At 70.3% G+C, this 13,394-nt stretch carries 14 protein-coding genes; 11 read left to right on the forward strand and 3 right to left on the reverse strand.

The features are described from left to right. Positions 1 to 13 precede the first annotated feature (13 nt). From CBF90_RS10460 to CBF90_RS10495, 8 genes are all read left to right on the forward strand, one after another. Positions 14 to 877: an Fpg/Nei family DNA glycosylase gene (locus CBF90_RS10460; RefSeq protein ID WP_088380546.1), complete on the forward strand. Its 864-nt coding sequence runs from the start codon at positions 14 to 16 to the stop codon at positions 875 to 877. A gap of 260 nt (positions 878 to 1,137) precedes the next feature. Continuing rightward, a complete protein-coding gene (ribD, locus tag CBF90_RS10465; RefSeq protein WP_088380547.1) occupies positions 1,138 to 2,220 on the forward strand; it encodes a bifunctional diaminohydroxyphosphoribosylaminopyrimidine deaminase/5-amino-6-(5-phosphoribosylamino)uracil reductase RibD in 1,083 nt (360 codons plus the stop codon). Next, entirely contained in the window at positions 2,220 to 2,852 is a 633-nt protein-coding gene (locus CBF90_RS10470) for a riboflavin synthase (protein WP_023955562.1), read from the forward strand. The genes ribD and CBF90_RS10470 overlap by 1 nt, the downstream gene beginning before the upstream one ends. Beyond that, positions 2,849 to 4,168: a bifunctional 3,4-dihydroxy-2-butanone-4-phosphate synthase/GTP cyclohydrolase II gene (locus tag CBF90_RS10475; protein ID WP_023955564.1), complete on the forward strand. Its 1,320-nt coding sequence runs from the start codon at positions 2,849 to 2,851 to the stop codon at positions 4,166 to 4,168. Before CBF90_RS10470 ends, CBF90_RS10475 begins: the two co-directional genes overlap by 4 nt. Further along, positions 4,165 to 4,638 carry a 6,7-dimethyl-8-ribityllumazine synthase gene (gene ribH / locus CBF90_RS10480; RefSeq protein WP_023955566.1) on the forward strand — a complete coding sequence of 158 codons (474 nt, stop codon included), beginning with the start codon at positions 4,165 to 4,167 and terminating at the stop codon, positions 4,636 to 4,638. Before CBF90_RS10475 ends, ribH begins: the two co-directional genes overlap by 4 nt. A gap of 40 nt (positions 4,639 to 4,678) precedes the next feature. Continuing rightward, positions 4,679 to 5,029 carry a hypothetical protein gene (locus tag CBF90_RS10485; RefSeq protein WP_064955711.1) on the forward strand — a complete coding sequence of 117 codons (351 nt, stop codon included), beginning with the start codon at positions 4,679 to 4,681 and terminating at the stop codon, positions 5,027 to 5,029. Positions 5,030 to 5,250: 221 nt separating this feature from the next. Next, a complete protein-coding gene (locus tag CBF90_RS10490; RefSeq protein WP_088380548.1) occupies positions 5,251 to 6,693 on the forward strand; it encodes an MFS transporter in 1,443 nt (480 codons plus the stop codon). A 123-nt stretch (positions 6,694 to 6,816) separates the two neighbouring features. Then, a complete protein-coding gene (locus CBF90_RS10495) occupies positions 6,817 to 7,797 on the forward strand; it encodes an NADP-dependent oxidoreductase (protein ID WP_172407821.1) in 981 nt (326 codons plus the stop codon). A 22-nt stretch (positions 7,798 to 7,819) separates the two neighbouring features. Here CBF90_RS10495 and CBF90_RS10500 read toward each other — a convergent pair whose 3' ends face one another. The 3 genes from CBF90_RS10500 to CBF90_RS10510 are packed head-to-tail and all read right to left on the reverse strand — an operon-like array spanning position 7,820 to position 10,442. Further along, positions 7,820 to 8,647 carry an ABC transporter permease gene (locus CBF90_RS10500; RefSeq protein ID WP_088380550.1) on the reverse strand — a complete coding sequence of 276 codons (828 nt, stop codon included), beginning with the start codon at positions 8,645 to 8,647 and terminating at the stop codon, positions 7,820 to 7,822. Next, positions 8,644 to 9,504, reverse strand: a complete 861-nt coding sequence (locus tag CBF90_RS10505) for an ABC transporter permease (RefSeq protein ID WP_023955576.1) — start codon at positions 9,502 to 9,504, stop codon at positions 8,644 to 8,646. Before CBF90_RS10505 ends, CBF90_RS10500 begins: the two co-directional genes overlap by 4 nt. Continuing rightward, positions 9,501 to 10,442, reverse strand: a complete 942-nt coding sequence (locus CBF90_RS10510) for an ABC transporter ATP-binding protein (protein ID WP_088380551.1) — start codon at positions 10,440 to 10,442, stop codon at positions 9,501 to 9,503. Before CBF90_RS10510 ends, CBF90_RS10505 begins: the two co-directional genes overlap by 4 nt. 175 nt (positions 10,443 to 10,617) lie before the next feature. Between CBF90_RS10510 and CBF90_RS10515 the strand changes: the two genes are divergently transcribed. The 3 genes from CBF90_RS10515 to CBF90_RS10525 are packed head-to-tail and all read left to right on the forward strand — an operon-like array spanning position 10,618 to position 13,390. Beyond that, positions 10,618 to 11,556, forward strand: coding sequence for a sugar kinase (locus tag CBF90_RS10515; RefSeq protein ID WP_242435659.1), 939 nt, complete (start codon positions 10,618 to 10,620; stop codon positions 11,554 to 11,556). Continuing rightward, complete coding sequence (locus CBF90_RS10520) at positions 11,553 to 12,173, forward strand: bifunctional 4-hydroxy-2-oxoglutarate aldolase/2-dehydro-3-deoxy-phosphogluconate aldolase (RefSeq protein WP_088380552.1); 621 nt, start codon at positions 11,553 to 11,555, stop codon at positions 12,171 to 12,173. Before CBF90_RS10515 ends, CBF90_RS10520 begins: the two co-directional genes overlap by 4 nt. Then, the gene (locus CBF90_RS10525; protein WP_088380553.1) at positions 12,170 to 13,390 is read left to right on the forward strand and encodes an amino acid deaminase; all 1,221 of its coding nucleotides are present in this window, start codon (positions 12,170 to 12,172) and stop codon (positions 13,388 to 13,390) included. The genes CBF90_RS10520 and CBF90_RS10525 overlap by 4 nt, the downstream gene beginning before the upstream one ends. Positions 13,391 to 13,394: the final 4 nt, after the last annotated feature.

Below are 13,394 nucleotides of genomic sequence, written 5' to 3' on the forward strand. Positions count from 1 at the left end.
CCAGGATGACGCCATGCCCGAGATGCCGGAAGTGCAGGGACTCGTCGACTACCTCGGCGGTCGCCTCGCCGGGCGCCGAATCACGAAAGCCCGTGTCAGCGCGATCTCTGCCCTGAAGACCTACGACCCGCCGATCGAGACCCTCGAGGGCACGACCGTGACCGCCGCAGCCCGCCACGGCAAGTTCGTCGACCTCGTCACCGACAGCGGCACGCACCTCGTGTTCCACCTCGCCAAGGCGGGATGGCTGCGCTGGTACGACGCGCTGCCGTCGACCGTCATCCGCCCCGGCAAGACCCCGATCGCGCTGCGCGTCGGGTTCGACGACGACTCCGGTTTCGATCTGACCGAGGCCGGCACGAAGAAGTCGCTCGCGGTCTACGTCGTCCGCGATCCGGCCGAGGTGCCGGGCATCGCACGACTCGGTCCCGACCCGCTGGATCCCTCGTTCGACCGCGACGCCCTCGCGAGCCTGCTGGCGGGCCGCCGCACGCAGATCAAGGGCGTACTGCGCGATCAGTCGATCGTCGCCGGAATCGGCAATGCCTATTCCGACGAGATCCTCCACGTCGCGAAGTTGTCTCCGTACGCACTGGCGGCGAACCTCGACGACGCCGAGATCGACCGGCTCTATACGGCGCTCAGCGAGACGCTGGCCGAAGCCGTCGCCGCGGCATCCGGCAAGCCGCCCGCCGATCTGAAGGACGCGAAGCGCCGCGGGATGCGGGTCCACGGCCGCCGCGGCGAAGCGTGCCCGGTGTGCGGCGACGAGGTGCGCAGCGTCTTCTTCGCCGACAACAGCCTCGAGTACTGCCCGACGTGTCAGACCGGCGGCAAGCTGCTCGCCGATCGCCGGCTCTCACGCCTGCTCAAGTGACGGCGGAAGTCGGGAATGCCACAAGCGTCCGCGCGTTGAGTACGATCGGAGTATTGAACGTGCTCCGGGGTCGGTGAGAATCCGAACCGGCGGTGAGAGTCCGCGACCCTCGAGGCCCTCGGGCCGAGAGGTTGATCCGGTGGAATTCCGGGACCGACGGTGATGCGACGCGAGTCGCTAGTCCGGATGAGAGGAAGCACGGCAGCGTTCGCGCTGCGCGCGCCCGCCCGCGTCCCCGGAGACTGACCGAAGGACGAAGGATGCCGGGCACCACCGACCGCGAGATCGCCGCGATGCGTCGTGCCTTCGAGCTCGCCGGCAACGGTCCGCGCGGGCTGAACCCCCAGGTCGGCGCCGTGCTCCTGGCGCCCGACGGCTCGGTGCTCGCAGAGGGCTGGCATCGCGGCGCGGGCACTCCGCACGCCGAGGTCGACGCCCTCTCTCAGCTGCCCGCGGGGGCCGCCCGCGGCGCCACCGCCGTCGTGAGCCTCGAGCCCTGCAACCACACCGGCCGCACGGGCCCGTGCGCGCTCGCGCTCATCGAGGCCGGCGTCGCGCGTGTGGTCTACTCGGCGTCCGACCCGGGCGACGCCTCGGCCGGCGGGGCGCAGCGCCTGCGTGATGGCGGGGTCGACGTCGTCGACGGAGTGCTCGCCGACGAGGGCCGAGCCCTCATCCATGACTGGCTGACCGTGCAACGCCTCGGTCGTCCGCACGTCACCGTGAAGTGGGCGCAGTCGCTCGACGGTCGCGCCGCGGCCGCCGACGGCACGAGCCAGTGGATCACCGGCCCCGCCGCGCGCGCAGACGTGCACCGCCGCCGGAGCGAGGCCGATGCCATCGTCGTGGGCACCGGCACGCTCTTCTCGGACGACCCCGCTCTGACCGCCCGGCGACCGGACGGCACCCTGCACGACCGGCAGCCGATGCCCGTCGTCCTCGGCCAGCGTGCCGTGCCCGACGACGCGCTCGTTCGCCGTCATCCGCTGCCGTTCCTGCACCGCGACGGCGAGAACCTGGGCGGCGAGAGCTCCAACGAGCCCTCGCTGATGGCGGAGCTGCGCGAACTCGGTGTGCAGCGCGTGTTCGTCGAGGGCGGCCCGACCATCGCGAGCGCGTTCGTGCGTGCCGGACTCGCCGACGAGATCCTGGCCTACATCGCTCCGACGCTCATCGGCTCCGGCGCAGCCGGCGACGACCGCCCGGCGCTGCGTTCGCTCGGCGTCGAGACGATCGCCGACCAGCGACGTCTGCGCGTGAGCTCGATCGAGACTCTCGGCGACGACCTGCTGGTGATCGCCTCCCCCGTGCCCCCGACATCCCCGTCCGAAGGAGACGCCTGATGTTCACCGGAATCATCGAAGAGATCGGCGAGGTCGTCGCCGTCGAGCCGTCGGGTGACGGCGTGCGGATCACCGTGCGTGCGCCGAAGGCGGTGTCGGATGCCGGCCACGGCGACTCCATCGCCGTCAGCGGCGTCTGCCTCACGGTGGTCGATCAGGGCGACGACTGGTTCACGGCGGACGTGATGCGCCAGACCCTCGACGTGTCGAGCCTCACCGGGATCGAGCCGGGCCGGGCCGTGAACCTCGAGCGCGCGCTCGCGGCGCACACCCGCCTGGGCGGGCACATCGTGCAGGGACATGTCGACGGCCTCGGCCGCGTCCTGGAAGTGCGTCCCGGCGAGCAGTGGCGCGTCCTGCGCATCTCGGTGCCCGCAGATCTCGCCCCGCTCGTCGTCGACAAGGGCTCGATCACGGTCGACGGCGTCTCGCTGACCGTCAGCGACGTCAGCGCCGCGATCGTGCCGGAGGCGTGGCTCGAGGTCTCCCTGATCCCCGAGACCCTCGCCGCGACGACGCTCGGCGACCGGATCGCCGGCGACGCGGTCAACCTCGAGACCGACATCCTCGCCCGACACGTCCAGCGGCTGCTGGCATTCACCACCCTTTCGAACGAAGGAGGCTCCCGATGAGCCTTTCTCCCCTCTCCGAAGCGCTCGACGCGCTGCGGGCCGGAAAGCCGATCATCGTCGCCGACGATGAGAACCGCGAGAACGAGGGCGACGTCATCCTGTCGGCCGCCCTCGCCACGCCCGAGTGGATCGCATGGACGGTCCGTCACTCGAGCGGCTTCATCTGCGCTCCGATGCCCGCCGAGTGGGCCGATCGCCTCGACCTCCCCCCGATGGTCGAGACGAACGAGGATGCTCGGGGCACCGCCTACACCGTGTCGGTCGACGCTGCCGAGGGCGTGACCACCGGCATCAGCGCCGCCGACCGGGCCCGCACCCTCACGGTGCTGGCCGATCCCGCGTCGACGCCGGGCAGCGTCATCCGCCCCGGCCACATCCTCCCCCTGCGCGCCGTCGAGGGCGGCGTGCGCGAGCGCAGCGGTCACACCGAAGCCGCGGTCGAGCTCATGCAGCTCGCCGGTCTCGAGCCGGTCGGCGCGATCGCCGAGATCGTGGCCGATGACGGTTCGATGATGCGGATGCCGGGTCTGCTCGAGCTCGGTGAGCGCGACGGCATCCCGGTCATCACGATCGAGCAGCTCATCGCACACCTCGACGAGACCGACCCGCGTCCCGCCGGCGGTGCCGCATCGAACCGGCGCCGCGTGAGCCTGCGGGCCGAGGCGCAGGTGCCGACCTCGCACGGCGCGTTCCGGTTCCTCGCCTACAAAGATCGCGTCACCGGGACCGACCACATCGCGGTCGTCTCGGGCGACCTGACCGAGGCCGCCCCGCTCGTGCGCGTTCACTCCGAGTGCCTCACGGGCGAGGCGTTCGGCTCGCTCAAGTGCGAGTGCGGACCGCAGCTGGATGCCGCTCTCGACGCGATCGACCGCGACGGCGGGATCGTCATCTACATGCGCGGGCACGAGGGCCGCGGCATCGGTCTCATCAACAAGCTGCGGGCCTACCAGCTGCAGGAGCGCGGGCTCGACACCCTCGACGCGAACCTCGCACTGGGGCTCCCCGCCGACGCCCGCGATTACGCGGCGGCAGCCGGCATCCTCGCGGACCTGGGCGTGGGCAGCATCCGGCTGCTGACGAACAACTCCGACAAGGTGTCGCAGCTGCGCGCGCTCGGCCTCGACATCGCCGAGCAGGTTCCCCTGCTCGTCGGCGTGGGCGCCAACAACCACCAGTATCTCGCCACGAAGCGCGACCGCATGGGGCACATCATCGACGACGCCGAGCTGAGCGCGGCGCTCGCCCGCGGCACGGCCGCAGCCACCGCGGACGAGACCACCGACCCCCGACAGAACTCGGAGAACATCGCATGAGCGGACACGGCGCCCCCGAACGCCAGCAGATCGACGCGAGCGACCTGAAGGTCGTCGTCGTCGCCGGCCAGTGGCACGACGTCATCACCGACGGCCTCATCGCCGGCGCCGAGCGCGTGCTCGAGGAGTCGGGTGCGGCCTGGCGCCTCGTGCGCGTGCCGGGATCCTTCGAGCTTCCGGTGGTGGCGAAGGCCGCGCTGGATTCCGGAGCGGATGCCGTCGTCGCCCTCGGCGTCATCATCCGCGGCGGCACACCGCACTTCGACTTCGTGTCGTCGGCGGCCACCGACGGGCTGACGCGCGTCGCGATCGACACGGGCAAGCCGGTCGGTTTCGGCGTGCTCACCCTCGACGACGAGCAGCAGGGCATCGACCGGGCGGGTCTGCCCGGCTCGAAGGAGGACAAGGGTGCCGAGGCCGCGGATGCCGCGCTGCGCACCGCGCTGACGCTGCGTACGCTTCGCGGCTGACACCGTGTCGGAACCCCATACCTTCAGCTAGGCTGAGGGTATGGAAACGCTCCGCGGAATCGTCCTCGTCGTCCACCTCATCGGTTTCGCCACGCTCTTCGGCGCCTGGCTCGTCGAAGCCCTCGGCGCCCGCCGCATCACGCGGGTCATGAGCTACGGCCTCCTCGTCGCCGGTGTCGCCGGGCTCGCCCTGGCAGCACCGTGGGGAACCGACCACGAGTTCAACTACACGAAGATCGCCGTCAAGCTCGTCATCCTGCTCGTGATCGGTGCACTGCTGGGCATCGGCTCGGCCCGCCAGAAGCGCACCCAGTCGGTTCCCGCCGCCATCTTCTGGCTGATCGGAATCGGCACGGTGGCCAACGTCGCGATCGCGGTGCTCTGGCGCTGACGACGCGGGCCCCGGCCCACCACGCACGCGGATGCCGCGACTCGGACGCCGGGTCGCGGCATCCGCCGTAGAATGGACGATCGTGCGTCGCCGACACCGTCGACGCCGCCGGTGATCCCCGCGTCGAGCGTCCGCCGCACCACCCCGCCTCGGACGTCCGCCCACCGGCACGCTCCCACGAGGGCGCTCACCCGTTCTCCCAGACAGGCATCACACCGCACATGTCATCCGCCACCGCGGACCCCGCCGCGCCCGCGAACCCCCGTTCCCGCGTCATCACCGCCAGCCTCGTCGGCACCACGATCGAGTTCTACGACTTCTACGTCTACGCGACCGCGGCCGTCCTGGTCTTCCCGATCCTCTTCTTCCCGAGCGACGACGACACCGCGTCGCTCCTGGCCTCGTTCGCGGTCTTCGGCGCAGCGATGATCGCCCGCCCCATCGGCGCCGTCGTCTTCGGTCACTTCGGCGACAAGTTCGGCCGCAAGGCGACCCTCGTCGCGTCGCTCCTGACGATGGGCATCGCGACGATCCTCATCGGATGCCTCCCCACCTTCAATGACATCGGCTGGTGGGCGGCCCTGCTGCTTCTCGTGCTGCGCCTCGCTCAGGGCTTCGCCCTCGGCGGCGAATGGTCGGGAGCGGCACTCGTGGCCACCGAGAACGCCCCGAAGGGCAAGCGCGCCTGGTACGGAACCTTCCCCCAGCTGGGCGCTCCGATCGGGTTCATCATCGCGAACTCGGTCTTCCTCGTGATCTACTTCGCGCTGCCCCACCCCGACGGCCCGGCTCAGCGCTCCGAGGAGTTCCTCGCCTGGGGCTGGCGTGTGCCGTTCCTGTTCTCGGCGGTCATGGTCATAGTCGGCCTGTGGGTGCGTCTCAAGCTCGTCGAGAGCGAGACGTTCGCCAAGGCGGAGAAGACCGGCGCCATCCGCAAGTTCCCGCTCGGATCCGTCATCCGCGGCCACTGGCGCGCGCTGATCCTCGGCACGTTCATCATGCTCGCGACCTACGTGCTCTTCTACCTCATGACGAGCTTCACCCTCGCGTACGGCACCAAGCCGACCCTCGAGGCCGCGCAGGCGACCGCCGAGGCGTCGGGAGCGACGTTCGATGCCGCGGCCTACGTCCCGGGCCTCGGGTTCGGGTTCACCGACTTCGTCATCATGCAGATCGTCGGCGTCATCTTCTTCGGCATCTTCACGCTGCTGTCGGGCCCCGTCGCCGACTCGATCGGCCGCCGCAAGCTGCTCCTGTGGGTCACCGGGGTCATCGCCGTGTTCGGCCTGCTGTTCGCGGTGTTCCTCGCGCCGCAGCTCGACCCGAAGTTCACCGGCGCGCTCGTCCAGGCGTTCCTCGTACTCGGCTTCATGCTCATGGGCGCGACGTTCGGTCCGATGGGGGCGCTCCTCCCCGAGCTGTTCCCGACCAACGTGCGGTACACCGGCTCGGCCATCTCGTACAACGTGGCGTCGATCCTCGGCGCGGCCGTCGCCCCCAGCATCGCGACGACCCTGTGGGCGCTCGCGGGCGGATCGACGTGGCTCGTCGGCGTATACCTGACGGCATCCGCCGTGCTCACCTTCATCGCCCTGTGGCTGTCGAAGGAGACCAAGGACTCCGAGTACGACACCAACATCGGCGACGCGGCAGCCACGCGCTGATCCCGACTCCGGACGAACGGATGCCGCGGGCCTTCGGGCTCGCGGCATCCGTCTTTGTCAAGCTCTCCCCGCCCCCGGATGCGCGGTCTACTGTCTGATTCACATTCAGGTCAGGAGGGTGCCATGAGAAAAGTCACCGAGGCAGCGGTCGTCGAATACGACGCGCCCGGAGGTCCTGAGGTCCTGCGTCTGGTGAAGCGACCGCTGCCGGAACCCGGCGCCGGCGAGGTGACGGTCGAGGTCATCACGATGGGGCTCAACCACATCGACGGGTTCGTGCGCTCCGGTGCCGAGAAGGAGTGGGACGATCCCTATCCGCGCCGCTCGGGCAGCTGCTTCGCAGGCACCGTCATCGCTGCGGGCCCGGGCACCAGCGGGTTCCCCGTCGGCACCGATGTCGTCGGTCATCTGCGGTCGGGTGCGCATGCGAGCCATGTCACGGTCGCGGTGGACCGGCTGGTGCGCAAGCCTCGCGCCGTGACCTTCGAGACAGCAGGCGGGCTGTATCTCGCGGGCACCACGGCCCTCGACATCCTCGACGAGCTGAAGATCGGCGCCGACGACACCGTCGTCATCTCGGCGGCGGCCGGTGGCGTCGGCAGCATCGAGGCGCAGATCGCCATGCACCGCGGCGCGCGCGTTATCGGCACGTGCGGCGAGCGCAACTTCGACTATCTGCGCCAGCTCGGCGTGAAGCCGGTTCGCTACGGCGAGGGGATCGTCGAGCGAATCCGCGCCATCGCACCCGGGGGCGTGACAGCGTTCATCGACAACTTCGGGCAGGACGGGCACGAGATAGCGGAGGCTCTCGGCGTGCCCGCGGGACGGTTCCGGTCGAGCGCCGATCGTCGCGATCGCGAGGTGGCCCTGCTCTCCGACAGCCCCGACGCCGTCGCCCACGGCACGGCGCAACTGCGAAAGGTCGTCGAGCTCGCCGAGAAGCGGGTGGTCTCTCCGCTCGTGTCGGGCTTCTACCCGCTCGCCGATGTCGCCGAGGCGTACGACGACCTTCAGAAGCTGCATTCCCGGGGCAAGGTCGTGCTCGCCACGCACCCCGTGAACCCTCGGCGGATCCGCAAGGCCCGCGAGGTCATCGAGTCGTAGCGCCGATCGCGCCCGGGCACGGTCAGTCGAGGAACAGGGCGCGTAACCGCTTCGTGGTGAAGACGAGACCGAGCGCGATCATGACGACGAAGTAGAGCACGTGCCACAGCATTCCGGCGGAGAGAATGCCGGTCGTCAGGCCGCGGATCAGCTCGACACCGTGCCACAGCGGCAGCGCCTGCACGATCACCTGCACCCACTCGGGATAGACCGTGATCGGGTAGAACGTCGCCGAGAACAGGAACATCGGCAGCAGCACGAAGTTGATCCAGTCCATGTGCTGGAACGTCTTCATATAGCTCGTGACCGCCATTCCGACGCTCGCGAACCCGAAGGCGATGAGCAGCACCGCCGGGAGCGCGAGCACGGCGGTCCACGCGAGATTGAGGCCGAGCACCTGCATGATGATCATGAATCCGGTGGCGTAGACCAGACCGCGCAGCAGCGCGTAGAGGATCTCGCCGAGGGCGACGTCGAGCGGGCCCAGCGAGGTCGACAGCATGCCCTCGTAGAGCTTGCCGTAGTTGAGCTTGAAGAAGACGTTCCACGTCGAGTCGTACACGGCGCCGTTCATCGCCGAGACCGCGAGGAGCGCGGGAGCGATGTAGGCGGCGTACGGGACCGCAGCGCCCGACGAGGTCTCGACCTCGCCGATGAGGGCCCCGAGCCCGATGCCCAGAGACGCGAGATAGAACACGGGCTCGAAGAAGCCCGAGAGCACGACGATCCAGCTCGACGAGCGCGCCGCGATGAGACCGCGCTGCACGACTGCGCCGGGGTTGCCCGCCCACAGCGCCCTCACGCCGCCGCTCCGTCCCGCCGGTGCACCCCGCTCGATCACGGCGCTCATTTCGCGAGCCTCTCGGTGAAGACGCGCCGGCCCCAGAGGTACCCGACGGCGGCGAGCGCGAGCAGGTAGAGCACGTGCACGGCGATCATCCCGGCACCGATGTCGGCCCCGTAGGTCGCCGCGCGCCCCAGCTCGGCGCCGTGCCACAAGGGCGAGATCCACGCGATCCACTGCAGGCCGATCGGCAGGGTCTCGACGGGGTAGAACGTGCCCGAGAACAGGAACATCGGCATGAAGATGAACCGCTGCACGAGAGCGAACTGCCCCTTGTCGTCCTGGATCGACCCGGCGTACGCCATGAGCGGGATGCCGAAGGCGATACCGGCCGCAACGCCCGCGAGGATCGACAGCCACCCCGTGGCGGGATTCGGCACCGCCCCGAACGGCAGGAGCCAGATGAAGAGGTAGTACGCGGAGACGGCGACGATCATCCGCGCCGTGGCACCGATGATGACGCCGTTCGCGATCTGGGGGCTCGACAGTGCCGACGCGTTGAATCCGTAGAAGTAGCGGCGCCATTTGAAGCCCGCCATCACCGGATAGGTCATCTCTTCGGAGGCCACTGCGATCGCGGCGGTGACGAGCAGCGCCGGCGCGACGAACGGCAGATACCCGACCTCCTGCCCGTGGGAGGAGATCGGCGCGGTGATGAGGGCCGCGAGGCCTACCGCGAGCCCGAGCAGATACATGATCGGCTGCCCGACGGCGCCGACCACGATCGTCCAGCCGTAGGCGCGCATGGCGCGGATCATGTGCTCGGCGACGTACCAGGTGCCGTAGCGCCGGGGCCTGCGACCGCCGGCGAGCGCCTCGGCGCGCAGCTCGTCGAGTGTGGGGTGCGCGGTTCGCGTGCTCATTCGATCAGCGACCGTCCGGTCAGGCGCAGGAAGACGTCTTCGAGGCTCGAGCGGCGCACGAGGCTCGTGAGCGGCGTGAGGCCGGCTGCGGACACGCGCTCGAGGGCGGCCTCGCCGTCGTGCGCATAGACGAGGATGCGGTCGGGAAGCACCTCGACGCGGTCGCCGATCCCTCGCAGCTGCACCGCTGCGGACTCGTTGCGGTCGGAGCCGAACCGCACCTCGAGCACTTCGCGACTCGAGTGCTCGCGGATGAGGGAGGCCGGGGTGCCCTCGGCCATGATCCGCCCCTTGTCGACGACGATGAGCCGGTCGCACAGCTGCTCGGCCTCGTCCATGTAGTGCGTCGTGAGCACGAGCGTCGTGCCGCGCTCCTTCAGCCGGAACAGCCGGTCCCACAGCACGTGGCGGGCCTGGGGGTCGAGGCCCGTCGTCGGCTCGTCGAGCAGCAGGATGCGCGGATCGTTGATGAGACCGCGCGCGATCGTGAGGCGCCGCTTCATGCCGCCCGAGAGCTGGTCGACCTTGTTCTTCGCCTTGTCCTCGAGCTGCGCGAAGGCGAGGAGCTCGTCGGACTTCTCGTGGCACACCTTGCCCGGCAGACCGAAGTACCGCCCGTAGATGTAGAGGTTCTCGCGGGCGTTCAACTCGCCGTCGAGGTTGTCCTGCTGGGGCACGACGCCGAGCCGCGACCGGATCTCGGGTCCGTATCGATCGGGATCGAGCCCGAGGATCTCCAGGTCGCCGCCGCTGCGGGTGGACACCGCACCGATCATCTTCATCGTCGTCGACTTGCCGGCACCGTTCGGGCCGAGCAGCCCGAAGGACTCGCCCGGCGCCACCTCGAACGACAGGTCGTCGACGGCGACGAAGTCGGGCTTGCCCTTCACGGCATAGGTCTTGCGCAGCCCACGAGCGGAGATGACGGATTCTGGCACGCGACAACACTAGCGATGCGGCCGGACATCGCCGGGGCGCCGGAGACCACCAGCGGACCACTCTTGCAAGATTTTCGTCAACCCCGCATAATTCGAGTTAAACCATCGTGAAGCGGGCCCGCCCGCGGAAGAGTCAAACCAACGTGAAGCGGGCCCGCCCGCGGAAGGGGGTCGCGTGAGCGAACCGGCGAACCCGCGGTCTCGGGCGATCGACGTACTGAGCATCGGCGAGACGATGGCTCTCGTCGTCCCGGCGCGAGCCGAGCCGCTCGAGTCCGCCGACGACTTCCGCCTGGAGGCGGGCGGCGCGGAGTCGAACCTCGCCTGCCACCTCGCCGCCGCCGGGCTGAGCGCCCGATGGTTCAGCGCCCTCGGCGACGACCCGCTGGGACGCCGCATCCGGCGTCGGATCGAGAGCCACGGTGTGAGCACGGACGGCGTGGTCATCGACGACGGCGCACCGACCGGCGTCTACATCAAGGACCCCGGCCACGGCGTCCACTACTACCGCGCCGGCTCAGCGGCATCCCGCCTGTCGCCCGCGGCACTCGATGTCGTGGACTGGTCCACGGTCGACACCGTCCATCTGACGGGCATCACGCTCGCCCTCTCCCCCTCGTGCCGCGATCTCGTCCACGCCGCCATCGACGCCGCGCGCTCGCACGACGTTCGAGTCAGCTTCGACGTGAACCATCGACCCGCCCTGTGGCCCGATGCGGAGGCGGCCGCGCGAACGATCGCCGACGCCGCGGAGCGCGCCGACGCGGTCTTCGTCGGCCGGGACGAGGCCGAACGGCTGTGGGGCACGAGCACGGCGGCCGACATCCGCTCGCATCTCCCGAACGTCCCGCACCTCGTCGTGAAAGACGCCGACATCGAGGCGACGGAGTTCGGACCGGTCGACGTCGTCACCGTGCCCGCGCACCGCGTCGAGGTCGTCGAGGCCGTGGGAGCCGGAGACGCGTTCGCGGCGGGATGGCTCGGCGAGCTGATCCGCGGCGGCGATGCCCGGCGCCGCCTCGAGAACGGACACGCGACCGCCGCCCGCGCTCTCGCGGCTACATCCGACGTTCCCCAGCCCGATCCGTCACCATCGTCGAGAGGACGAGCATGAACACCCCCGCAGACACCGCCGGCTCGTGGTTCGACCACGCGTTCGCGGGCTCACCCGTCATGGCGATCCTCCGCGGGATGGGCGTCGAGCGCAGCCTGCAGCTGGCCGAGACCGCCTGGGACCTCGGTATCGACGCGGTCGAGGTGCCGATCCAGACCGCCGTCGACCTCGATGCGCTGACCGCCGTCGTCGAGGCGGGCCGCGCCCGCGGCAAGCAGGTGGGAGCGGGAACGATCGTCGACGCGCGGACCGTGCGCGACGCCGCGTCGGCCGGCGCGACGTTCACCGTGAGCCCCGGCTGGGACCTCGAGGTGGTGCGAGCCAGCGAGAACGCGGGGATGCCGTCGCTTCCGGGAGTCGCGACAGCGTCTGAGATCCACCAGGCGCGACGCGCCGGTCTGCGCTGGCTGAAGGCGTTCCCCGCGGCCGCGCTCGGCCCGTCGTGGTTCACCATGATGCGCGGCCCCTTCCCCGACGTGTCCTTCGTCGCGACCGGCGGGATGGATGCGCGAAACGCGCCGGCATTCCTCGACGGAGGCGCGCGCGTCGTAGCCGTCGGATCCGCCCTCGCAGATGCTGCCGAACTGGCGCGTCTCGCCGAGGTGATGAACAAGTGAGCGCCCGCACGGTCTCGTGGCGCGACAAGTCGTTTCCCGCCGACCTCGACGGCCGCCCGATCGACGACCTCGACGCTCCCCTCAGCTCGTTCTCGACCCCGCTGTTCGTGCTCGACGGCCCCGCCCTGCAGCACAACATCGACACGATGGCCGCCTGGGCGCAGCGCAGGGGCCTCGAGCTGATGCCGCACGGCAAGACGACGATGGCGCCGGAGCTGTGGCGGCGTCAGCTCGCGGCCGGGGCGACCGGCATCACCGTCGCCACCGGATGGCAGGCAGAAGTGGCGCTGCGCGCCGGCGTGCCGACCGTGCAGATCGCGAACGCGTGCACGGACGGGGCCCTGTTGCGCCGCATCGCGGACTGGCTCGACGAGCACCCGGATCAGGAGGTGGTCAGCTGGGCCGACTCGCGCGAGGTCGTCGCCCGGATGACCGCGGAGCTGCCGGCGGGCGCGCGCTGGGGCGTCCTCACCGAGATCGGCGCAGCGCACGGACGCACGGGCGCCCGAGACGACGCCTCGGCGATCGCGACGGCCGAGGCGATCGCCGCATCCGACCGGCTCACCCTGCGCGGAATCGCGGGGTACGAAGGCGCTCTCGCCCACGACCGCTCGGAGGTCGCCCTCGCGGCCGTCCGCGCCTTCTGCTCGCGCATGCGCGACCTCGTCGAGCGCGCGCGTCCGCTCATGCCCGAGGTGCCCTGGGTGACAGCGGGCGGCAGCGCGTTCTTCGACCTCGTCGCAGAGGGCATCGGCGGGATGCCGGACGCGCGCGCGATCCTGCGCTCCGGCGCGTACCTCGCGCACGACAGCGGCTTCTACCGGTCGATCTCGCCTCTCGACCCCGACCGCGTGAGAGACGACGACATCCCGCTGCGCACCGCGATGTTCGCCTACGCGCGCGTGGTCTCGCAGCCCGAGCCCGGCCTCGCCCTCCTCGACGGCGGGAAGCGCGATCTGCCCTTCGACGAGGGCCTGCCGGTACCCCTCGGCATCGCCGGCGAACTGGGCGCCCCGGAACGGCCGCTGCGAGCCGAGATCAGCGCGATGAACGATCAGCACGCTTTCCTCCGCTGGACGGGTGAACAGCGCATCCAGGTGGGCGAGGTGGTGCGGCTCGGGCTGTCGCATCCCTGCACGGCGTTCGACAAATGGCGACTCGTCCCGGTCACCGACGGCGCGGCGGCGGTGACGGAGGCCGTCGAGACGTATTTCTGAGCGC

This window comes from Microbacterium sp. AISO3 (assembly GCF_002204305.1).
Classification (GTDB): domain Bacteria; phylum Actinomycetota; class Actinomycetes; order Actinomycetales; family Microbacteriaceae; genus Microbacterium; species Microbacterium arborescens.

Bases quoted from the DNA above. Each gene is read 5' to 3' on its own strand.
- CBF90_RS10505 (WP_023955576.1), bottom strand. From the start codon at position 9,504: ATGAGCACGCGAACCGCGCACCCCACACTCGACGAGCTGCGCGCCGAG.
- ribH (WP_023955566.1), top strand. From the start codon at position 4,165: ATGAGCGGACACGGCGCCCCCGAACGCCAGCAGATCGACGCGAGCGAC.
- CBF90_RS10495 (WP_172407821.1), top strand. From the start codon at position 6,817: ATGAGAAAAGTCACCGAGGCAGCGGTCGTCGAATACGACGCGCCCGGA.
- ribD (WP_088380547.1), top strand. From the start codon at position 1,138: ATGCCGGGCACCACCGACCGCGAGATCGCCGCGATGCGTCGTGCCTTC.
- CBF90_RS10490 (WP_088380548.1), top strand. From the start codon at position 5,251: ATGTCATCCGCCACCGCGGACCCCGCCGCGCCCGCGAACCCCCGTTCC.
- CBF90_RS10470 (WP_023955562.1), top strand. From the start codon at position 2,220: ATGTTCACCGGAATCATCGAAGAGATCGGCGAGGTCGTCGCCGTCGAG.
- CBF90_RS10520 (WP_088380552.1), top strand. From the start codon at position 11,553: ATGAACACCCCCGCAGACACCGCCGGCTCGTGGTTCGACCACGCGTTC.
- CBF90_RS10475 (WP_023955564.1), top strand. From the start codon at position 2,849: ATGAGCCTTTCTCCCCTCTCCGAAGCGCTCGACGCGCTGCGGGCCGGA.
- CBF90_RS10485 (WP_064955711.1), top strand. From the start codon at position 4,679: ATGGAAACGCTCCGCGGAATCGTCCTCGTCGTCCACCTCATCGGTTTC.
- CBF90_RS10500 (WP_088380550.1), bottom strand. From the start codon at position 8,647: ATGAGCGCCGTGATCGAGCGGGGTGCACCGGCGGGACGGAGCGGCGGC.
- CBF90_RS10460 (WP_088380546.1), top strand. From the start codon at position 14: ATGCCCGAGATGCCGGAAGTGCAGGGACTCGTCGACTACCTCGGCGGT.